Annotated in this window: 17 protein-coding genes; 6 read left to right on the top strand and 11 right to left on the bottom strand. The window is 62.3% G+C overall.

The genetic code is table 11. The features are described from left to right. Positions 1–18 precede the first annotated feature (18 nt). The 3 genes from pgl to gndA all read right to left on the bottom strand — a co-directional run bounded on the left by pgl (position 19) and on the right by gndA (position 4,011). Positions 19–744 carry a 6-phosphogluconolactonase gene (gene pgl, locus HBN54_RS12700; protein WP_168673587.1) on the bottom strand — a complete coding sequence of 242 codons (726 nt, stop codon included), beginning with the start codon at positions 742–744 and terminating at the stop codon, positions 19–21. A 91-nt stretch (positions 745–835) separates the two neighbouring features. Then, positions 836–2,362 carry a glucose-6-phosphate dehydrogenase gene (zwf, locus tag HBN54_RS12705; RefSeq protein ID WP_168673588.1) on the bottom strand — a complete coding sequence of 509 codons (1,527 nt, stop codon included), beginning with the start codon at positions 2,360–2,362 and terminating at the stop codon, positions 836–838. 146 nt (positions 2,363–2,508) lie between these two features. Beyond that, entirely contained in the window at positions 2,509–4,011 is a 1,503-nt protein-coding gene (gene gndA / locus HBN54_RS12710) for an NADP-dependent phosphogluconate dehydrogenase (protein ID WP_168673589.1), read from the bottom strand. A 169-nt stretch (positions 4,012–4,180) separates the two neighbouring features. Between gndA and HBN54_RS12715 the strand changes: the two genes are divergently transcribed. After that, positions 4,181–4,744 carry a hypothetical protein gene (locus tag HBN54_RS12715; protein ID WP_168673590.1) on the top strand — a complete coding sequence of 188 codons (564 nt, stop codon included), beginning with the start codon at positions 4,181–4,183 and terminating at the stop codon, positions 4,742–4,744. 182 nt (positions 4,745–4,926) lie between these two features. Here HBN54_RS12715 and HBN54_RS12720 read toward each other — a convergent pair whose 3' ends face one another. The 4 genes from HBN54_RS12720 to HBN54_RS12735 form a co-directional block, all read right to left on the bottom strand. Continuing rightward, positions 4,927–5,577: a M15 family metallopeptidase gene (locus HBN54_RS12720; RefSeq protein ID WP_168673591.1), complete on the bottom strand. Its 651-nt coding sequence runs from the start codon at positions 5,575–5,577 to the stop codon at positions 4,927–4,929. Between the two features lie 85 nt (positions 5,578–5,662). Then, positions 5,663–7,063: an NADH-quinone oxidoreductase subunit N gene (locus tag HBN54_RS12725; protein ID WP_168673592.1), complete on the bottom strand. Its 1,401-nt coding sequence runs from the start codon at positions 7,061–7,063 to the stop codon at positions 5,663–5,665. Positions 7,064–7,185: 122 nt separating this feature from the next. Further along, on the bottom strand, positions 7,186–8,652 hold the full coding sequence (locus HBN54_RS12730; protein ID WP_168673593.1) for a complex I subunit 4 family protein: 1,467 nt from the start codon (positions 8,650–8,652) through the stop codon (positions 7,186–7,188). Positions 8,653–8,754: 102 nt separating this feature from the next. Next, a complete protein-coding gene (locus HBN54_RS12735) occupies positions 8,755–10,092 on the bottom strand; it encodes a serine hydrolase (protein ID WP_168673594.1) in 1,338 nt (445 codons plus the stop codon). A gap of 156 nt (positions 10,093–10,248) precedes the next feature. On the opposite strand from HBN54_RS12735, the gene HBN54_RS12740 reads away from it, so the two are divergent. Together HBN54_RS12740 and HBN54_RS12745 are read left to right on the top strand one after the other, a co-directional pair. Further along, a complete protein-coding gene (locus HBN54_RS12740) occupies positions 10,249–10,641 on the top strand; it encodes a VOC family protein (protein WP_168673595.1) in 393 nt (130 codons plus the stop codon). Between the two features lie 19 nt (positions 10,642–10,660). Next, positions 10,661–11,578 carry a glutamate--tRNA ligase family protein gene (locus HBN54_RS12745; RefSeq protein ID WP_168673596.1) on the top strand — a complete coding sequence of 306 codons (918 nt, stop codon included), beginning with the start codon at positions 10,661–10,663 and terminating at the stop codon, positions 11,576–11,578. A gap of 92 nt (positions 11,579–11,670) precedes the next feature. Here HBN54_RS12745 and nfi read toward each other — a convergent pair whose 3' ends face one another. Beyond that, positions 11,671–12,360 (bottom strand): deoxyribonuclease V, encoded by a 690-nt coding sequence (gene nfi / locus HBN54_RS12750; protein ID WP_168673597.1) that lies wholly within the window; start codon positions 12,358–12,360, stop codon positions 11,671–11,673. Positions 12,361–12,506: 146 nt separating this feature from the next. Here nfi and HBN54_RS12755 point away from each other — a divergent pair, with 146 nt between their 5' ends. After that, complete coding sequence (locus tag HBN54_RS12755) at positions 12,507–13,085, top strand: DUF1990 family protein (protein ID WP_168673598.1); 579 nt, start codon at positions 12,507–12,509, stop codon at positions 13,083–13,085. Beyond that, complete coding sequence (locus tag HBN54_RS12760; protein WP_168673599.1) at positions 13,078–13,797, top strand: DUF1990 domain-containing protein; 720 nt, start codon at positions 13,078–13,080, stop codon at positions 13,795–13,797. Before HBN54_RS12755 ends, HBN54_RS12760 begins: the two co-directional genes overlap by 8 nt. Before the next feature lie 14 nt (positions 13,798–13,811). Here the strand turns inward: HBN54_RS12760 and HBN54_RS12765 are convergent, their stop codons facing one another. Then, positions 13,812–14,117, bottom strand: coding sequence for a DUF3817 domain-containing protein (locus tag HBN54_RS12765; RefSeq protein ID WP_168673600.1), 306 nt, complete (start codon positions 14,115–14,117; stop codon positions 13,812–13,814). 185 nt (positions 14,118–14,302) lie between these two features. Between HBN54_RS12765 and HBN54_RS12770 the strand changes: the two genes are divergently transcribed. Further along, positions 14,303–15,349: an NAD(P)-dependent alcohol dehydrogenase gene (locus HBN54_RS12770; protein ID WP_168673601.1), complete on the top strand. Its 1,047-nt coding sequence runs from the start codon at positions 14,303–14,305 to the stop codon at positions 15,347–15,349. Positions 15,350–15,442: 93 nt separating this feature from the next. Here HBN54_RS12770 and HBN54_RS12775 read toward each other — a convergent pair whose 3' ends face one another. Together HBN54_RS12775 and HBN54_RS12780 are read right to left on the bottom strand one after the other, a co-directional pair. Further along, a complete protein-coding gene (locus tag HBN54_RS12775) occupies positions 15,443–18,013 on the bottom strand; it encodes a T9SS type A sorting domain-containing protein (RefSeq protein WP_168673602.1) in 2,571 nt (856 codons plus the stop codon). Between the two features lie 56 nt (positions 18,014–18,069). Next, positions 18,070–19,614 carry a serine hydrolase gene (locus HBN54_RS12780; RefSeq protein ID WP_168673603.1) on the bottom strand — a complete coding sequence of 515 codons (1,545 nt, stop codon included), beginning with the start codon at positions 19,612–19,614 and terminating at the stop codon, positions 18,070–18,072. Positions 19,615–19,688 lie beyond the last annotated feature (74 nt).

A 19,688-nucleotide genomic window follows, 5' to 3' on the forward strand; every position in this document is an offset into this window, starting at 1 on the left:
CGCAGCTCCGGTCTGGGCTTAGCGGGCCAAATCGGCCGCGGCGGGCTCATCCAGAAACCAATGCCGCTCGTTGGCCGAAGGGGTGATGAGCTGGGCCGGAAACTCCTCGGTGTTGCGCGGGCCCTGGCGCACCCGGCGCACAGCCGCCGCCTTATCGGCCCCAAAAACCAGGAAGGCCACAGCCCGGGCTTGGTTAATGAGCGGAGCTGTGAACGTAAGGCGGAACATACCTACCTCGGGCACAAATACGGCCTGGGCCTCGGCCACGGTGGCCTGCAATACCTCGGTGTGCGGAAACAGCGAAGCCGTATGCGAATTATCGCCCAAGCCCAGCAAAATCAAATCGAGCCGGGCGGGCTTGGGGCTGAAAAAGTGGTTGATTACCTGGGTGTAAGCCTTGGCCGCCTCGGCTGGCGGCAGGGCCGTATCGAAGCTGAAAACATGGTCGTCGGTAATGTTCAGCGGGGCCAGTAGGGCTTTTTTGGCCATCAGGTAGTTGCTCTGCGGGTCGGTGCGGGGTACGTTGCGCTCATCGCCGAAAAAGAAGTACGCTTTGGTCCAGTCAACCTGGTCGCGGTAGGCGGGCGAGGCCAGCAGCTCGTAAAGCTTTTTGGGCGAGCTGCCGCCTGACAGGGCCACGGCAAAGCGGCCGCGCGCAACAATGGCCTCGGCGGCACATGCCACAAAATAGTCGGCCAGGGCATGCAACGTGGCCTCAACGGTAGGCTGGATGTGTAGGTGCATGGGTTGTTTCAGGGGGGAGGCGAGTGTGGAAAAGTGCGGTTGCGTAGCGGAGGCTGGCATGCCGCGCGCAACCGAGGCATGCCGGCTTCCGCTACGCTTTTTTCTTGTCGCTGCTTTTCAGCGGCAGCGTAAACCAGTGGAAACCGTCGCGGGCAATAAGGGCTTCGGCCACTTCCGGGCCCCACGAGTCGGCCGAATAGTTGGGGAAGTTGAGGCTGGCGCGGCCCTGCCAGGCGTTGAGAATGGGCATCACCAAATCCCAAGCTTCCTCCACCTGGTCGCCGCGCATGAATAGCGTCTGGTCGCCGAGCATGGTGTCAAGTAGCAGGGTTTCGTAGGCTTCCGGCGCTTCGGCGGCGTAGGTGCCCTGGTAGTCGAATACCATGTCTACGGTGTTGAGCATCATGTCGAGGCCGGGGCGCTTGGCCTGCACTTGCAGCCGAATGCTCATTTCGGGCTGAATGCTGATAATGAGGCGGTTTTGCTGCCAGCTCTCGCCCGTTTCGGGTGGGAAAATGACGTGTGGCACGTCCTTAAACTGAATGCTGATGATGGACGCCGAGCGGTGCAGCCGCTTACCGGTGCGCACGTAGAACGGTACGCCCTGCCAGCGCCAATTATCCACAAAAAACTTCACGGCCGCGAAGGTTTCGGTGTTGGAAGCGGGGTTGGCGTCCTTTTCCTCGCGGTAGCCGGGTACCTCCTTGCCCTCAATCCAGCCCGCGCCGTACTGCCCGCGCACGGCCGACTCGCGCACCTCCTCGGGCGTGAAGCGGCGCATGGCGCGTAGCACGTCCACCTTGCGGTTGCGCACTTCATCGGCCGTAAAGTTCACGGGCGGCTCCATGGCCACCAGGCACAGCAGCTGCAGCAAGTGGTTCTGAATCATATCGCGCAGCGCGCCCGAGCCGTCGTAGTAGCCGGTGCGGTCGCCCACGCCCAGCTGCTCGGTCACCGAAATCTGGACGTGCTCGATGCTGTTGCGGTTCCAGAGCGGCTCCATGATGGCATTGGCGAAGCGGAAGGCCATGATGTTCTGCACCGTTTCCTTGCCCAGATAGTGGTCGATGCGGTAAATCTGGCACTCCTGGAAGTGCTGGGCCAGCAGCTTGTTCAGTGCCCGGGCCGACTCCAAATCGTGCCCGAAGGGCTTCTCAATCACGATGCGCACCCGGGTGGGGTCGCCCTCGGTGTGGCGTTGGGCAATGCCCGTGGCAATGATGGGGAAGAACTCCGGGGCCACTGCCAAGTAGTAAATCACATTGGCCGGGGTGTTCCATTGCTGCTCGAAGGCCGAAATGCGCTGGCTGAATTCCTCGTAGGCGGCCGGCGTTTTCACGTCGGATACCTGGTAGTAAATGTGTGGCGCGAACTTGTCCCAGGCCTCTTTTTTGGCCTTGCCGCTACGCGAAAACTGGTTGAGGTCGGCCAGCAGGTTGGTGCGGAACTGCTCGTCGGTGAGCTTGGTGCGGCCCGTGCCGATGATGGCAAACTGCTCGGGCAGCCAGCCGTCGAGAAACAGATTATACAGCGCCGGCGAAAGCTTGCGGGCGTTCAAATCGCCGGTGCCGCCGAAGATGACGAAGACGGTGGGCTTGATGTTATGGTTGTTGTTCATGATAAAAAGCGGCGTGAGGATGCAAGTGAAAAACGGCTGTCATCCTGAGCTTGCGAAGGACCTTATTACGGCTGCGTCGTTTGCATTATTGCTAACTGCGCAGCCGTGATAAGGTCCTTCGCAAGCTCAGGATGACAGACCAGGACCTAGTTATTCGGCTTCACTGGCTCCTTGGTCGAACTATTTTCCTCCACCTGCGCATCCTGCTTATTGGTTGCGTCCTCGTGCTCGGGCGTCCACTGCGTGTGGAATACGCCTTCCTTGCCAATCAGCTCATAGGTATGTGCCCCGAAGTAGTCGCGCTGGGCCTGGATGAGGTTGGACGGCATCCGCGCCGTGCGGAACGTATCGAAATAGCTCAGCGAGGCCATGTAGCCGGGCAGGGCCAGGCCGGCGGTGGCAGCGGCGGCCACTACGGCGCGGCTGCCGGGCACGGCTTCGTTCACCAGCTTTTGCACCTGGCCATCGAGCAGCAGGTGGGCCAGTTTCGGCGCGTGCTGGTAGGCGTCAAAAATCTCGTTCAAAAAGCCCGAGCGGATAATACAGCCGCCGCGCCAGATTTTGGCGATGTCGGCCAGGTTCAGGTCGTAGGCATAATCCTCCGAAGCCTTCGAGAGCAACTGCATGCCTTGGGCGTAGGTGATGACCATGCTGAAGTAGAACGCCTGCTCCAGCTGCGCCAGAAAGGCCTCGCGCGCTACCGGCAGCGGGCCGGCCACCGGGCCGTATAGCCCCGCCAGCTCCCCGCGCAGGGCTTTGTACTTCGATAGATTGCGCATGGTCACCGCCGTGTCGATGGTAGACAGCGGCACTTCTAAATCCATGGCTACCTGCGATGTCCACTTGCCGGTGCCCTTCGAGCGGGCCTCGTCCTTGATGTCGTCGAGCAGCAAATGGTCGGTATTTGGGGCTTTGAAGCCGAAAATGTCCTTGGTAATGTCGAGCAGGAACGACTGCAGCCGGCCCTCGTTCCACTGCGTGAATACCTGGCCAATGGCCGCGTTATCCATCCCCAGGCCGGTTTTCAGCACCGCGTAGGTTTCGGCGATGAGCTGCATCAGGCCGTACTCGATGCCGTTGTGCACCATTTTTACGAAGTGGCCGGCCGCGCCGGGGCCGATGTACGTCACGCACGGCTGGCCATCGACCTGCGCCGCAATGGCTTCAAACATGGGCTGCATCACGCGGTAAGCCTCTTTGTCGCCGCCGGGCATCATGCTGGGGCCGAAGCGGGCACCTTCCTCGCCGCCGCTCACGCCCATGCCGAAGAAGTGGAAGCCGGCCGCCTCCACTGCCTTGGCGCGCCGCTCGGTGTCGGTGAAGTGCGAGTTGCCGCCGTCGATGATGATGTCGCCGGGGGCCAGCAGAGGCTGCAGCTCGGCAATCACGCTGTCTACAATGGGGCCGGCCGGCACCAGCAGCATCACCGCGCGTGGCGTTTGCAGGCCGTTGAGGAATGCCTGCAATTCTGTGAAGCCTTGTACGGGCTTGCCCGCGCCTTCTTTGGCCAGCAGGGCAATTTTATCGGCATCCTTGTCGTAGCCGGCTACGGGAAAGCCGTGGTCGGCCATGTTCAGCAGCAGGTTGCGGCCCATGGTACCGAGGCCAATCATGCCAAAAGAAGGCTTGGAAGCGGGAGTTGCACTCATCAGAAAAGAGGGGTTTAGGAAGCAGTGTTCAGGCTAAGGAAACGAGTTACGCCGGAAAAAGGCGAAACCGGGGCGAAAGTTTTGGCGGGTGGGGCGCTGGCGCGTCTGCGCGGCTCTACCGATTCGGTTATATTCGTACACAATATTCCTTTCCTTTTTTGATACTATCATGAAAGCACGTTACTTGCTATTATTGCTGCCTCTGCTGGGTATGCGCAAATGCGAACGGGAGCCTGTGCCCACGTTCAAGCTCCCGGCCGTCACGCAAGACGGAGCCAACACGATGGGGTTCGTCATCGATGGCCGGGTGTGGCAGAATTATGGCTGGTTGCCCTATACTACTGGTGCAAGCGACAACCTGAGAGCGACGTATTCGCCTCGCTATGGCTCAAAAAACTTTAGTTTGAACGCCGGCCAGATTGCCCGTGACGTGTACGAGAACTTCTATTTATCAATAGACAGTCTGACCAGTATCGGGACCTATCAGGCTAGTAAAAACCGCCTTTTAGGGGTCAGCGTCCGGGCAGAGCGCGGGTTTGTATTTGAGAACAAAGAATCTCAAACGGTATATAGCTACCTGTACAAAGGCAGTACTGCCACGATTGTCATTGCCAAGCTTGATACTGTCGAGCACATCATCGCCGGTACATTCGAGGGCACCCTGCGGCAAGGCAATGATTCTACCAAGCTCGTACGCATCACCGACGGCCGGTTCGATGTTCGCTATCAGTAGGCTCGCCTTGCCAAATTTAGAAAAAGCCTCTTGCACAATAAGCCCATTTTGAACAACGGTTATTTCTGCGCCGCTTCAGTGCCCGCCCGTTCCCGGCGCACCAGTTTCAGCAGATGCATGTAGGTATAATATTCCAGCTTCATCTTGCTGAAAATACTGTCCCCCGGCTCGGGGGAGCAGTGTCATAGCTGATTAAACGGCACATCTTGAATGGGATAAGATTTCCAGTCCTGATAGTCATAATGCCACCACTCGGCAGGTAGCACCGTGAAGCCATTGCGTTCCATCGTGCTACGGAGCAAGTCGCGGCGGGCTCGTTGCTCCGTCGTTCCGCCAGCGTAAGCGGCGTAGGAGCGAGGGCTCATTTCGTCGTATTCGCCGGGCATGGGCACTTCTTTATTGGCCGCGATATCCCATAGGCTGAGGTCCACGGCACAGCCCCGGTTGTGGCGCGAGCCTTTTTTAGGGTCGGCCACAAACTCCTTTTTGTCGGCGGGCGTGTGGTCCCACATCTGTTTGGTGATGCGCCAGGGCCGGTAGCCATCGAATACAAGCAGGCAATAGCCCAGTGGTTTCAGCTCGGCATTCACCCGCACCAAGGCCTCGGCGGCGGGACGCTGCAAGAATGCCCGCGCCTGCGGATACAGTACCCGGCCCATGAAATTGTGGGTAGTGGCGTAGCGGATATCCAATCGAATGGTCGGGTCGCGCCGGACCAGCTCCACCAGCTCGCCGGGCTGGAACGGGCCGGCTTCGTGCGGCGGCCGGGCCGCGCAGCCGCCGAAGATGCTCAGGAAGCACAACAGCCACAGCTGTAGCAGGACACGATTCATAGCGAAAGCCAATTGTCGAAAAGCCAAATAAACAGAAAAAGCAGCCCGTTGGACTGCTTTTCTACTTTTTGATAAATAAGATTGTCTACAAAATCCCGCTCATGAAGCCAGGCACCACGCCCAGCGCAATAGTGAGCAGCGCCAGTACCACCAGCGTCATCGTCTGAATACCATCGACCGGCACGGGGGTGGCACCCTCGGGGGCGGGCTGCATGTACATGGCGATAATGGGCCGCAGGTAGTAGTACAGGCCTACCATGCTCATGATAACCGCGAACACTACAAGGCCGATATAGCCCTGGCCCACGGCCGCCGCCAGCAGGAAAAACTTGCCGAAGAAGCCACCCGTGAGCGGAATGCCGGCCAGCGAGAGCATGGCCACCGTCATCACGAAAGCCAGCAGCGGGTTGGTTTTGCCCAGGCCGTTGAGGCCAGCGTAGGAGTCTTCCTGGCGGTGTTCGGCCACCAGTTTCAGCACGCCGAAAGCGGCAACTGTAGCAATGGAATAGGCCAGCGAATAGAAGAAAATGCCGCTGGTGGCATCGCCCGTCAGCATGCCCTTGCTGGCCACGAGGCCGATGAGCAGGTAGCCGGCGTGGCTCACGCTGGAGTAGGCCAGCATGCGCTTGGTGTTGGACTGGGCCGCCGCGCCCACGTTGCCGAGCAGCAGCGTGAGGGCGCACATGGCCTGAATAGTGGGCATCCAGAAGCCCTGGGCAGCCGGCAGGGCCACGGCCAACAGCTTGAGAAACGCAGCGAAACCGGCCGTTTTCACCACCGTGCTCATGAAGGCGGTGAAGAACGTGGGCGTGCCCTCGTACACGTCGGGCGTCCAGAAGTGGAACGGCGCGGCCGATACTTTGAAGCCAATACCGATAATCATCATCAGAATGCCGATGTAGAGCATCGGCTGCAGGCTGGCGTTGGCGGGGTTGGCTACGGCCGCGCCCAGCTGCGAGAGGGCGAAGGTGCCGGTGGCGCCATATAGCAGCGCAATGCCGAAGAGCAGGATGCCGGTGGCAAACGCGCCCATCAGGAAGTATTTCAGGGCGGCTTCGTTGCTGCGGGAGTCGCGCTTGTTGCTGCCGGCCAGCACGTACATGCTGATGCTCAGAATTTCAATGCCCACGAAGAGCATGATGAGGTGGTCGTAGCCAATCATCATGATGGCTCCCACCAGCGAGAAGAGGAGCAGGGCGTAGTATTCGGCCAGGTTGGGCTCGCCCGAGGTTACGTAGCTGCGCGAAAAGGGCAGCAGCAAAATGGTAGTGAGCAGCACAATGCCGGTGAAGGCTACCGTGTAGTTGTCCACCACCAGCATGTTGTTGAAGTAGGGCGCGTGCGCCACGTTCCAGTCGGCGTAGTTGGCCCCGAACACGGCCAGCAGCAGCAGCATGGCGCCGGGCAGCAGCACCTTGTTCGAGCGCAGGAAGCCCAGGAACAGGTTGAGAATGCCGAAGACGGAGAGGAGAATGATGGAGGTCATATCGGGTCACCCCACCCCCCGGCCCCCTCCCCTCCGGGAGAGGGGGAGCCAGACGATACCTTGGGGCTCTTGGTTAAGTAATGCAAAAGCCCCTCCCCTGGAGGGGAGGGGTTGGGGTGGGGTTAGCGCCCGACCAGCGCTAGGATATTCGTCACGGCCGGTTCGGAGATGTGCAGGAAGATATTGGGGAACAGGCCAATCCAGAACACCAACGCAATGAGCGGCACCAGTACCAGCAGCTCGCCGCCGGTGAGGTCGGTAATGGTTTCGGAGAACGACGAATCCGGCCCAAGCATGACGCGCTGGAACATGCGCAACAGGTACACGGCCGAGAAAATGATGGTGAGGCCGGCCACCGCGCCCACCCAGGCGTTGTATTCGTACACGCCGGCCAGCAGCAGGAACTCGCCCACAAAGCCACCCGTGAGGGGCAGGGCCACCGTGCTCAGCAGCATTATCAGGAAGCAAACCGAGAGGATGGGTGTGCGGCGCGTGAGGCCGCCCAGGTCGGGAATGTAGCGGGTGCCGGTGCGGCGCTCGATGGCATCGGCGATGAAGAACATGCCGACCACGTTCACACCGTGGGCCAGCATCTGGACCACTGCGCCCTGCAGGCCGATTTGGGTGAGCGAGAACACGCCGGCCGCCATCAGTCCAACGTGCGAGAGGGAGGAATAGGCGATGAGGCGCTTCACGTCGCGCTGGCGAATGGCGATGATGGCCCCGTAGATAATGCCGATGACCGAGAGGATGATAACCGGTTTCTGCCACTGGCTCACGCCGAGCGGCACCACGGGCAGCAACCAGCGTAGCGTGCCATAGATGCCCATTTTCAGCATGATGCCCGAGAGCAGCATGGTGGCGGGGGCGGGGGCTTCGGTGTAGGTGTCGGGCTGCCAGGTGTGGAAGGGGAAGATGGGCATCTTCACGGCAAAGGCGGCGAAAATCAGCCAGAACAGCCACGACTGCTCGGCGGCGCTCAGCTTCAGGTTGTAGAAGGCGGTAAGCTCCGACGAGTGCTGGGCCAGCGAGCCGGCGGCGGGGCCGGTTTGCAGGTAGAGGTACACGAAGCCGGCCAGCATCAGCAGCGAGCCGACTACGGTGTAGAGGAAAAACTTGAGGGTGACGGCAATGCGGCGCTCGCCGCCCCAGGCACCCGCCAGCAGGTAAATCGGAATCAGGGCCACTTCCCAGAAGAAGTAGAACAGGAAGGCATCGAGCGAAACGAACACGCCCAGCAGGCCCGTCTGCATGAACAGCACGAGGGCGTAGAACGTGGACGGGTTGTCGTAATCGCGCTTAAAGGCGCTCAGCAGAATGAGCGGCACCAGAAAGGTGGTAAGCAGCACCATCAGCAGGCTCAGGCCATCGAGCCCGATGTGAAAGTTGATGCCAGCCGAGGCAATCCACCGGTAATCGAGGTTGTAGGCAGTTGAGCCGTGGCGGGTGAAATCGAACGCGACGTAGGCGGCGATAACGAATTCGAGGAGCGAGGCCCCGAAGGCGAGGGCGCGGGCGGCGGCTCCCTTAACGACTAGCAGCAGCAGGGCGGCGGCCAAAGGGAGAAAAAGCAGTACAGCAGTCAGCATCAGCAGGCGGGTTGGGCGCGTTGCAGGGTGGGGGAACCCACCCGCAAATTGACCGCAAACTTACGCACGGAGTAGGAAGGCACCACCGTTTTTGTGCAACTTCTACTGGCGGGCCACTTTACGGCTCATCAGTACGTGCCCACTGGCATCGAGCCATTGCGCCGCGTAGAGCCCCAGAGCCAGGCCCACAACGGAAACCGAAGTCTCGCAGGCGGCCGTGGGCTGGCGCAGTACTTCGCGACCCAGGGCATCGAGCAGGCGCACGCTGGTGGCGGAGCGGGCCGGCTGGCGCAGGATGAGCGTTTCGGCGGTAGGGTTGGGGAAGGCGAGGAAGCCGGCGGCTTCGGCCGCGGCGGCCGTGGCCGTGGGCCGGCAGGACACGGCGGCCATGATTTTCGCCCATAGCTCATTATCGAACGACGAGGCGGCGAGGCGGCTGGCCCCGGCGGTGTTGCCCTGGCGCACCACCACGAGGCCCAGGCTGAGCACCACATAAATCTTCTGGTCGTTTTTGCCGAGCGCGGCGATGAGGTCGGTGGGAGCGGAGGGAATGAGCGGGCCGGGCAGCGTGATTTGGGCGCCGGGCAGGCGGTAGCTGGGTTGGCCGTTCAGCCACCAGAGGTAGCCGTAGCTGCGGTTCAGGGCTTGGCTGGGGGTGGTCATGCGGCGGAAGTAAGCCGTGTCGGTCATGATTTGAGTACCGTTCCAGGAGCCACGCGCGAGAATAAACAGGCCGAAGCGGGCCATGCTGCGGGCTTTGCTGTAGAACACGTCGTTGGCCCAGAGGCCCGTCATACCAATGCGAGTGCCGAGGCGCTGATTGGTGTAGGCCGTCATGCTGGCCGCGCCGCTGGCCTGCATCAGCACGTTTTGCAGGGTGCGGTAGGCGCCGGTGTGGTAGGCCCAGCGGATGGCGGGCGGGGCAAGGTAGCGCAGGCAGCCGGGCGTGGTGCTCTCGTTGTCGCAGGGCGCGGGCGGGCTGTCGTCGAGCCCGGTGGTCATGGTGAGCTGGTGCAGCAGCTGAATCTGGCGCTGCTGCGGGCGGGTGGCGCTGGTCCAGCGGCCGAGGTATTTGGAAGTGCTGTCGGTCAGGCTCAACAGGCCATCCTGCCGGGCCAGGCCCACGAGCGTGGCCGTGAGCGACTTGCCCGCCGAGGCCCAGTACCAGGCCGAATCGGCGGTGTAGGTGCCGTAGTATTGCTCCACCACCAGCCGGCCATCTTTCAGAATCAATAAAGAATTGCTGCTTTTACGCCCGGCAAACGCAATGAGCGAATCGAGCTGCGGCTGGCACCAGCCCAGGCTGGCGGGCGCGGTAGTGGCCCAAGTGCTGCCCGTGAGGGGCGGGAAATACAGACTGGACGTCTGGGCCTGGGCCTGATTAGCTGGCAGGAGTAATGAGAGAGTGAGCAGGCCCGCCAGGAGTAAATAGTTTTTCATCGGCACAAAGAACTTCAACAGTTGAATATTCAGCTTGACTGGCTGGTGCTGTTCAGGTTTAACACCGTAGCGCGAACTTTGTAGTTCGCGTTCCCGCACCGTTAGAAATGACTTTGACGGCGCGGAGACGCGAACTACAAAGTTCGCGCTACTACCATGACGACTCCCATTCTGCGCGTGGCCCGGCCCACCGACAACCTGCCCGCGTTGCTGCGCTTTTATTGCGATGGCCTCGGCTTGCAGGTACTCACATCCTTCGCCGCTCACAACGGCTTCGATGGCGTGATGCTGGGCCACCCGCACGCACCCTACCATCTGGAGTTCACGCACCAGCCCGGCCACGCCGTGGGCCGCGCCCCCACGACTGACAACCTGCTCGTATTCTACCTGCCCGATGCCGCCGAATGGCCGGCCGCCGTGCAGCGGATGCTGGCAGCCGGCTTCGCGCCCGTGTCAGCCTATAACCCGTATTGGGACCAGCAGGGCCGTACTTTTGAAGACCCCGACGGCTACCGCGTGGTGCTGCAACAGGCGGTCTGGACGCTGTAGAACTCCTTTATTGCTAAAGATGCCTGACCACTCGCCCGTCGTTTCGCGCCTCGCGCCCACGCCCAGCGGCTACCTGCACCTCGGCAACGCCGTGAACTTCGTGCTCACCTGGCTGCTCACGCGAAAAGCCAGCGGCACGCTGCACCTGCGCATCGACGACCTGGACCGCGCCCGCCTGCGTCCGGCGTACCTGGATAATATCTTCCGCGTTATCGACTGGCTGGGAATTGATTACGACCACGGACCCAACGGCCCCGACGATTTCCTGCGCCACCACTCGCAGCTGCTTCACCTGCCCGACTACAACCGCGTGCTGCGCCGCCTGGCGCAGCAGCCCGGTTTGCTCCGCGCCAGCCAGCGCACCCGCACCGGCGGCCCCGAAGCCCCGGTTTCGCTCGAAACGCCCGGCGCGGCGTGGCGGGCGCAGGTGCCGGCTGATACCGCAATCAGCTTTTTTGATGGCTGGCAGGGCGAAACCAGCGTGCCGCTTGGCGCGCTGATGCCGGATTTTGTGGTTCGCAAAAAGGACGGCGTAGCCGCGTACCAGGTGGCTTCAGTAGTCGATGATTTGCGCCTCGGTACCAACCTGATTGTGCGCGGGCTGGACCTGCAGACCAGCTCCACCGCCCAGCTCTGGCTGGCCGCGCAGCTCTCGGAAACAACTGCTTTTAATAGAACACAGGTGCATTTTTTTCATCATTCGCTGCTGACCGATGCGGCCGGCCAGAAGCTCTCCAAGTCGCAGCAGCTGCCGGTCGATGCGGGGGTACTAGCGCAGCGGCAGGGCCAGCAAGCGGTTTTTGAGGCGGTGGCCCGGCTGCTGGGGCTGCCGCTGGCGGCAGGGGAGTCGCTGGCGGCGCTGCAAAAGGGGCACCTCACCCCCGGCCCCTCTCCTTGGGGAGAGGGGAGCCACGGCGGCGCGGGAGTAGCCTTGTAGCACTTGCTTTAGCTTGTGCATCGTTGCGCGGTGTGCTACAAACCGTCAGGCTCCCCTCTCCCCAAGGAGAGGGGCCGGGGGTGAGGTGACCCCTACCGCACTTCTTTCTTGAACTGCTCGGCCCAATAATCGGCCAGCCGGGTTGGCTCCGGCAATTTGTAGCCTTTCAAACACGCCAGGGTGAGGCGGGTGGCGGTGGCTTGGTCGCAACGGTGGCCGGGGCTCACGAACAGCGGCAGCACCTTATCCTTGCTGCGAATAACCTCGCCGATGAGCTCGCCGGATTTCGCATCGAGCAGCGGCTCGACGTTGCCGCGCTCGATACCGGGCTCCTGAAAAATGCCCGTCAGCTTATTCTTGGCCACGCCGAAGGTGGGCATGTCGAGCAGCACGCCCAGGTGCGCGGCAATGCCCATGCGGCGCGGGTGCGCAATGCCGTGGCCATCGACCATAATCACATCGGGCTTGTTTGCGAGCTTGGCGAAAGCGTGAATCACGTTCGGCGCTTCGCGGAAGGAGAGGAAGCCGGGCACGTAGGGCATGTCGACGGGGCCGTAGTTGTACACTTTTTCCACCAGCTCCAGCGAAGGGAATTTCAGCACCACGAACACCGACAGAATGGTGTCGGGCGTGGGGAAGGAGGAATCGCAGCCGGCAATGAGGCGCGGCTCCTGCGGCAGCGGCTCGTGGCGCACGCGCTGGCGCATTTCGTGCTGCTGCTCGGTGAGGCTTTTAACGAGGGCCGGGTCGGGGGGCGGGCCGGGCGGGCGGTAGTAGGCCATTGTTGGGAAGAGTTGAGGATTGAATTTTGAGTGATGCGTTTAGGTAATACCACTAGCCGGCTGCCAGTAGTTGGCCCCGAATAGCTCAACCGTAGCATCCTGCGGCGGTATGGGGCGTATGAAGGCCATACGTTTCTTCGATGGCCATGTCTGATTCCACTCCCGAACAACCCGCTTCCACCGGCTCCGGCCCGCTACTGGAGCGCCGCTATTTTATTGACGTGCAGCGGGCGCGGCATTCGCCGGCCCAGCTTATGGCCGAGGTGCAGGCCGATGTGCCCCGCTTCTCGCCCGAGGCGCTCGCCGATTTCGAAAAGACAACCGGCGACGCGGGCCCCATCAAGACCGGCGACGAATTCCACATCACCATTCGCGGCCCGTGGAACGGCAGCGTGCGCGTCACCGATGTCGGGGCCACTTACTTCGAGTTCATTACCCTCGAAGGCCATCCCGAGGCCGGCCGCATTCGTTTCGAAGCCCACTACCTGGACGAGTCGCCCGACGTGCTGCGGTTTGAAATTCGCTCCTCGGCCCGCTCGCGCGATGGGCTGGTGGCTTTCGCCTACGACACCCTGGGCGGCGGCAAGCTGATGCAGGAGGCTACCTGGGTCGAATTCTGCCGGCGCGTGGCGGCGGCCAGTGGCGGCCACGCCCTGGCCGACGTAGTAGTCGAAACCTTCCGGCACGACGAAGCCGGCCACGTGCAGCACACCCGCCATGAGTAGCCCAACTATTGCCGTGCCGGCCTCGGCAAAGCCGCCCGCCTGGGAACAGTACCGCGCCCGCCTCGATGCCTACCGCAACGCCAAAGTCAACTACGACTTTTCGCGCCAGAACGAGCACACCAGCGCCACCGGCTGGCGCCTCGACGATTACGAAACCGACCTGCCCGCCGAAGCCCCCGGCCCGCCCGAGGCTGCCGGCTCCTTCGCCGCCGCCCAGGACGTGCTGCGCCGCTACGCCTTCCCGCCGCCCGACCTCATCACCGGCTACTTCGACCCCAGTGTGCCGCTCGAAAAGCGCATTATGGTGCTACGGGCGCACTTTCTGGTCTTCAATTTTTACTTCGGCGTGCGCGTGAGCGAGGTTACCGATGAGGAAGCCCGCCCCACGCCCGGCGGCCCGGCCGGGTCGGGGCCGGAACGGGTGTGGGGCTACGGCTACCGCACCCTCGAAGGCCACTTCGAGCGCGGTCAGATTGACTTCACCATTCACAAAAACCTGACGACCGGCGCGGTGCATTTTCGCATTCACGCCGTGTCGCAGTCGGGACAGATTCGCAACCCGTTCTACTGGGTTGGCTTCAAGCTGTTTGGGCGAATACTCCAGCGCAAGTTTGCCCGCGAGTCGTTGCGGCGCATGCGGGAGCTGGTGGGCCAGGCTTTGGCACAGGGCGCGCCAGCCGCCGCCGCCGCCGGGGCACCGCGGCCGGGATAATAAGCTGCGACGTTTTAGTGGAACAGCCGTTTTTCAGCCCAAAAGGTGCCGAATGGCAGCACGGAAACGGCCAGCGCCAGCAGCGCTTTTCCAAACGACCAGCGCCGCTCAATGGCCACCTGAATAACCAGCAGCACGTACGCCACAAACAGCACCCCGTGCGCCATGCCCACGTAGCGCACCGCCAGAGGCTGGCCCGCCAGGTATTTTAAGGGCATGGCAATGCCCAGCAACACCAGCAACGAAATGCCTTCCAGAAAACCAATCAGCCGCAGGCGACCCAGTGAAGTGAGGAAAAGATGACCGGGCGTGAGGGGCATAGCAACGTGCGTTTGGGTGGAAACGCAAAGCTACCCCATGCCTTTCGGCCCGGCTCCGCAAACTTTAGCGGCGCTGTCTGGTTATACACTTCAGGGTTTCCGGTACTTAGGCAATGAGCGTGTTCCGCCACTGCCGTTGTGCCGACTTAATGCCCTAATTATTAAAGCTTACAACACCCCCAATTATGCTTCCAACGAAAGCCTACGCCGCCCCGGCTCCCAGTGTCCCCCTCGCGCCCTTCGATTTTGAGCGCCGCGAAGTAGGCCCGCACGATGTGCTCATTGATATTCAGTTTTGTGGCGTGTGCCACTCCGACCTGCACCAGGTGCGCGACGAGTGGGGCGGCTCGATGTTCCCGATGGTGCCCGGCCACGAAATTGTGGGCCGCATCAGCAAAGTGGGCGACCACGTGAAAAACTTTAAAGTAGGCGACCTGGCCGGCGTGGGCTGCATGGTGGACTCGTGCCGCACCTGCCCCAGCTGCCAGGAAGGCTTGGAGCAGTACTGCGAAACCACCGGCATGGTGGGCACCTACAACAGCCGCGAGATTGGCAGCGGCGCGCCCACCTACGGCGGCTACTCCAGCCAGATTGTGGTGGACGAAAAGTACACCCTCAAAGTATCCGATAAGCTGGACCTGGCCCGTGTGGCGCCGCTGCTCTGCGCCGGCATCACCACCTACTCGCCCCTGCGCCAGTGGAAAGTGGGCCCCGGCCACCGCGTAGGCGTGATGGGCCTGGGCGGCCTGGGCCACATGGCCGTGAAGCTCGCCGCCGCCATGGGTGCCGAGGTAACGGTGCTCAGCACCTCGCCGGGCAAAGAAGCCGATGCCAAAGAGCTGGGCGCCCACAAGTTTGTGGTAACCAAAGACGAGGCCCAGCTGAAGTCGGTAGGCAACTACTTCGACTTCATTATCAACACCGTATCGGCCCAGCTCGACCTAGCCACCTACGTGAACCTGCTGCGCCGCGACGGCACCATGATTCTGCTGGGCGTGCCCACCGAGGCCCCGCACATCCACGCCTTCAACCTCATCAGCAAGCGCCGTCGCATTGCCGGCTCGCTCATTGGTGGCATTGCCGAAACCCAGGAAATGCTGGACTTCTGCGCCGAGCACAACATCATGTCCGATATCGAGCTGATTGACATGAAGGACATCAACGAGTCGTATGAGCGCATGCTGAAAGGCGACGTGAAATACCGCTTCGTGATTGACATGGCCACGCTGTAACAACCAGCAGCCACTCGATTATTAAACGCAAAAAGGCGGCTTTCCGCGAGGGAAGCCGGCTTTTTGCGTTTGGCCGATATATTGGATTCGGGCTTATTCAATGGCAATGCGCTGCCAGCTTTGGCCGGCCGTGGTGGCAATGCCCAACAGGTACAGGCCCGGCGCCAGGCCCGCCAGCGGTACGGTGCCATTGGCCTGCGCCAGCGCCCAGCGGCGCACCGTGCGGCCCTGCAGGTCGGCCAGTAGTACGGGGCCGGTGGGCGCGGCGGGCAGGCGCAGGGTGAGCTGGTCGTGGGCCGGGTTGGGGAAGGCCTCGGCCAGCGGCACTGCCGTGGCGGCACGCGTGGCCAGGGCCACGTTCACGAGGCGGGCCAGCCCGTAGCGCGGCTGCCCGGCCACGCTGGTGAAGTTGCCGCTGAGCACAATGGCATTGGTGCCGGGCTGGAGGTAAACGGCCGCCGCCGCGGGCGAAAACGACTCATTGCCCACCACTACCGCCTGAAAACCAGCATCGAAGCTGCCGGTGGTGGTGAGGCGAACCAGGCGCTCGGTTTGCGAGGTGGTGCCGGGCGACATGATGAGCAGCTTGCCATCGGGCTGTTCGGCCAGCGTGTGGGCGGCGCTGGCGGCCGTAAAGCCGGGGTCGGGTGCGCCGCTTGGCAGCAGGCGCAGCAGGCCGTAGGGCGCGGCCTGCCCGTTGAAGGTGGTGAAGTTGCCATTCACCATAATTTTGCCGCCGGCCACGGCCACGATGCTGAACAGCGAGCCAAGGCCGCCGCCCGTGCCAATCGAGAAGGTGTTGTCGATGGTGCCATCGAGGTTGAAGCGGTCCACGTAGCTGCGGGTGGCATCGTTCCAGAGCACCAGCGTCTGGCCGTTGGCCAGGCCCACGGGGTAGCGGAAGCCGGCGGTATTGCCCACGCCCATATTGGGCACCTGCCACGCGGCGTTGGTGGGCGGCGCAAACTGGGCATTGAGCGTGCCATCGGCATTGAGGCGGGCCAGCGTCCGGCGAGGCTGGCCATTGACGGTCGTGCTGAGGCTGGTCACCAGCACCCCACCGCCGGGGTGCGCGGTAATGGTTGCCCCAAGGCTGTAAAACGGGTACGGGCGGCTCCAGCGGAGTTCGGCCGCGGCAAAAGCGGCGTCGAACGTGCCATTGGCCAGCACGCGGCGCACCAGCGCGGTGCTGTCGGTGTGCTGGTAAGCGGTGTAAAAGGTGCCGTCGGGCTGCGGAAATGCGGTGTATGAGTAGCTGGAGCCATTGGGCCGGGTAGTGCCCGGCGGCAGGGCAATCAGGGCGTTGTAAGTACCATTGGCATTAACCCGATGAAAGTGGTAGTAGCCCTGAGTGCTCACCGCCTGGCCGTTGAAGGTGGTGAGGCCGTAGGAGTTCAGCACGAGCTGCCCGTTGTTTTGCGGAATGACGAGCCCCGAGGCGACCATTTCCAGCAACATGGTGTAGCTGGTATCGACGTTGCCAGTGGCCAGCAGGCGCGCCACGCCGCTGCTTGGCTGGCTGCCGAAGCTATCGAAAAAGCCAACCGCGAGGTACTGGCCATTATTCAGCTCTACCACGCGCATCACGGCCCCGTAGTTGCCCTGACTGCCCGCCGCGAAAGCGGCATCAACCGTTCCGGTTGGGTTCAGCCGTAGCAGGCCGGTGCCGTTGAGCCCGCCGAATGAGCTAAAAGAACCCGTTACCAGGATGCTGCCATCGGCGCGGAGGCCGAGGCCGAGCACTATTCCGCTGGCCGCCACGCGGGTAAAAGCGGGGTCCAGCGCGCCGGTGGGCAGCAGGCGCACCACCAGGTTGGCCCCGTTGGACGAGCTGGTCACCGTGTTGCCCCCGAGCACGAGCTTGCCGTCGGGCTGCCGCACCATATCGAATACAAACGCGTAGCTGACCAGCGGCGAGTTGAATGAGGCATCGCGGCTGCCGGTGGCGCTAAGGCGCGCCACGCCGGGGCAGGGCTGCCCGTCCACGGCATCGAACTGGCCGGCCACCATAATGGTGCCGTCGGGCTGCGCGATAATGCGCCGGATTTCGCCGTAGCCGCCCGCCCCGTTGGTGAACCCGGCTCCGGTGGCAAAGCTGGTATCGAGCCGGCCGGTGGGCAACAGCCGAATCACGCCCTTGGTGGGCTGCCCGTTGAAGGTGGCCTGCAATACGCCGCCTACCACAATCTTGCCATCGGCCTGCACGGCAATGCTGTAAACGCTGCTCTGCCACCCGGTACCACCCGAGCTGAACGAGCTGTCGAGGCTGCCATCGGCATTGAGGCGGATGAGGTTTTGCACGGGTGTGCCATTGTAGCCCACTACGCCATACTCGCCCCCCAGCAGGATTTTTCCGTCGGACTGGAGCGCCAGCGCGGTAATGTTGGCACTGGGGCCGCTGCCGGCCTGCGCCCGGAACGTGAGGTCGGGGGTGCCGTCGGCATTGAGACGGGCCACCCGGGGCGACGGCTGCCCGTTCATCAGCTGAAAATGGCCGGTGATGAGCACCTTGCCATCGGGCTGCTTAAGGGAAGCGAAAACCCCACTGCCGGGGGCCGTGAGCGTGCTGGGCGCAAAGCTGGGGTCGAGCTGCTGTGCGGCGGCGGAAAGCCAGCTGCCGCAGCTCAGCAAAACGGCCGCGAGAAACGAATAAAAAAGACGCATGAATTTGGAAGGAAAGGAATTAACGCAGGATTTATTCAATCAAATTTAAGGCTTGCTTATTGTTTCGTGAACAGGTACGGGTCTTGCTCCAGCCCGTCATTCACCCGGATTTCCAGGGTTTTCACCTGCCCGTTCTCCACGGCGAAGGGAGCCGGGAAAATCCCGTAAGCCGCGTTGGAAAAGGTGCTGCGGAAGGTGTCGCCGTCCATATAGTCCAGCGTGGTGGTGAGGGCGGGGTGATGCGAGAAACGCACGAGCAGCTGCTTGCCTTTGGGCTCGACGGTGATGGTGCCATATACCGGGTGCTGGTAGGTGCCGGCGTAGTCTTTGAGGCTGCGGGCGGGCTTGTTTTTCTTCGCCACGCGGGCGGCCAGCTCGGCCACGCTTTTGGCGGTTTCGGCGTTGCCTTTCTGAGCGAAGGCGTAGAGCTGGCGGCTGCGGTCCACGTAGGGCACGCCCAGGTAGGCATCGAGCAGCTGGTAGCGCAGGGCCTCGAAGAAGCTCTGGTTGTCCTGGTTGGTGAGTACGGCGAGGCCCAGGTTTTCCTCGGGCACGAAGCACACGTTGGTTACGAAGCCATTGGCCCCGCCGGTGTGCCAGTAAATCTGGCGGGCGTTATAGTCGGCCGAATACACGCCCAGGCCGTAGGTGCGGAAGTGGCTGGGGAAGATGGGCGACTTACTGGCGCTCACCAGCGTGTTGCCTTCGCGGGTGCGGCGCAGCGTGGCCCAGGGCATGATGCGCTGGCCGTTGTACTGGCCGCTGTCGAGCTGGAAGCGCAGCCAGTGGCCCAAGTCATTCACGTTGGAAACCAGGCTGGCGGCCGGCCCGAAGTTATCGACCTCATCGAACGGCACTCGCGTGAGCGCACCAAACGCCGTGGTGTAGGGCAGCGCCACGTTGGCCCGCTGGCTGGCCCCGGCCGTGCTGGGGTACGTATTGTTCATACCCAGCGGGGTGAGCAGGCGCTGCTGCACGAAGTCCTGCCAGGTGGTGCCGCCGGTGGCCACGGGAATGATTTCGCCGGCTGTGAGGAAGCCGTAGTTGCTATAGCCGTACTGCTGCCGAAACAGCCCCACAGGCTTCAGGTAGCGCACTTTTTGCAGGATTTCGGCCCGGCTCAGGTTGGAGTCCCAGAAGGTGAAATCGCCCTGAAACGTCTTGGTGCCCATGCGGTGCCCCAGCACATCGCGGATGGTGACGAGGCGCGTGCTGACGGAGTCGTAGAGCCGGAAATCGGGCAGGTACTGGCGCACCGGGTCGTCGAGCTTCAGCTTCTTTTCCTCGACCAATTGCGAAATAGCGGTGCCGGTGAAGAGCTTGGAATTGGAGGCAATGAGGAAGAGCGTGTTGCCATCTACAGGCTCGGGCTTGCCCACGGCCTTCACGCCAAAACCCTGCGACACCACTACCTGCCCATCCTTCACCACCGTCACGGCCAGGCCGGGAATGTTCCACAGTTTGAGGCCGCGCTGCACGTAGCTGGCCAGGCTGTCGCGCACGAAGGCGTTGCCGGCATTGGGCGTGGTCGTTTGGGCGTGGGCGGGTAGGCCAAGGGCGGCGGCCGCAGCCAGGGTTGCCAGGAAAAGGGTAGGGCGCATGGGTTGCTATAAAGTTAAAAAAGAGTCGGCTGAAACGCTCATCAGAGCATCTCAGCCGACTCAAAGCTAAGCAG

Origin of the sequence: Hymenobacter artigasi (assembly GCF_012275535.1) — a bacterium.
Lineage (GTDB): Bacteria > Bacteroidota > Bacteroidia > Cytophagales > Hymenobacteraceae > Hymenobacter > Hymenobacter artigasi.

What these genes read in the sequence shown, in the direction of transcription:
- gndA (WP_168673589.1), bottom strand. Translation starts at nt 4,011, where the DNA reads ATGAGTGCAACTCCCGCTTCCAAGCCTTCTTTTGGCATGATTGGCCTC.
- HBN54_RS12745 (WP_168673596.1), top strand. Translation starts at nt 10,661, where the DNA reads ATGCCTGACCACTCGCCCGTCGTTTCGCGCCTCGCGCCCACGCCCAGC.
- HBN54_RS12735 (WP_168673594.1), bottom strand. Translation starts at nt 10,092, where the DNA reads ATGAAAAACTATTTACTCCTGGCGGGCCTGCTCACTCTCTCATTACTC.
- HBN54_RS12770 (WP_168673601.1), top strand. Translation starts at nt 14,303, where the DNA reads ATGCTTCCAACGAAAGCCTACGCCGCCCCGGCTCCCAGTGTCCCCCTC.
- pgl (WP_168673587.1), bottom strand. Translation starts at nt 744, where the DNA reads ATGCACCTACACATCCAGCCTACCGTTGAGGCCACGTTGCATGCCCTG.
- HBN54_RS12730 (WP_168673593.1), bottom strand. Translation starts at nt 8,652, where the DNA reads ATGCTGACTGCTGTACTGCTTTTTCTCCCTTTGGCCGCCGCCCTGCTG.
- HBN54_RS12755 (WP_168673598.1), top strand. Translation starts at nt 12,507, where the DNA reads ATGTCTGATTCCACTCCCGAACAACCCGCTTCCACCGGCTCCGGCCCG.
- HBN54_RS12740 (WP_168673595.1), top strand. Translation starts at nt 10,249, where the DNA reads ATGACGACTCCCATTCTGCGCGTGGCCCGGCCCACCGACAACCTGCCC.
- HBN54_RS12720 (WP_168673591.1), bottom strand. Translation starts at nt 5,577, where the DNA reads ATGAATCGTGTCCTGCTACAGCTGTGGCTGTTGTGCTTCCTGAGCATC.
- nfi (WP_168673597.1), bottom strand. Translation starts at nt 12,360, where the DNA reads ATGGCCTACTACCGCCCGCCCGGCCCGCCCCCCGACCCGGCCCTCGTT.
- HBN54_RS12725 (WP_168673592.1), bottom strand. Translation starts at nt 7,063, where the DNA reads ATGACCTCCATCATTCTCCTCTCCGTCTTCGGCATTCTCAACCTGTTC.
- HBN54_RS12715 (WP_168673590.1), top strand. Translation starts at nt 4,181, where the DNA reads ATGAAAGCACGTTACTTGCTATTATTGCTGCCTCTGCTGGGTATGCGC.
- HBN54_RS12775 (WP_168673602.1), bottom strand. Translation starts at nt 18,013, where the DNA reads ATGCGTCTTTTTTATTCGTTTCTCGCGGCCGTTTTGCTGAGCTGCGGC.
- HBN54_RS12760 (WP_168673599.1), top strand. Translation starts at nt 13,078, where the DNA reads ATGAGTAGCCCAACTATTGCCGTGCCGGCCTCGGCAAAGCCGCCCGCC.
- zwf (WP_168673588.1), bottom strand. Translation starts at nt 2,362, where the DNA reads ATGAACAACAACCATAACATCAAGCCCACCGTCTTCGTCATCTTCGGC.
- HBN54_RS12780 (WP_168673603.1), bottom strand. Translation starts at nt 19,614, where the DNA reads ATGCGCCCTACCCTTTTCCTGGCAACCCTGGCTGCGGCCGCCGCCCTT.
- HBN54_RS12765 (WP_168673600.1), bottom strand. Translation starts at nt 14,117, where the DNA reads ATGCCCCTCACGCCCGGTCATCTTTTCCTCACTTCACTGGGTCGCCTG.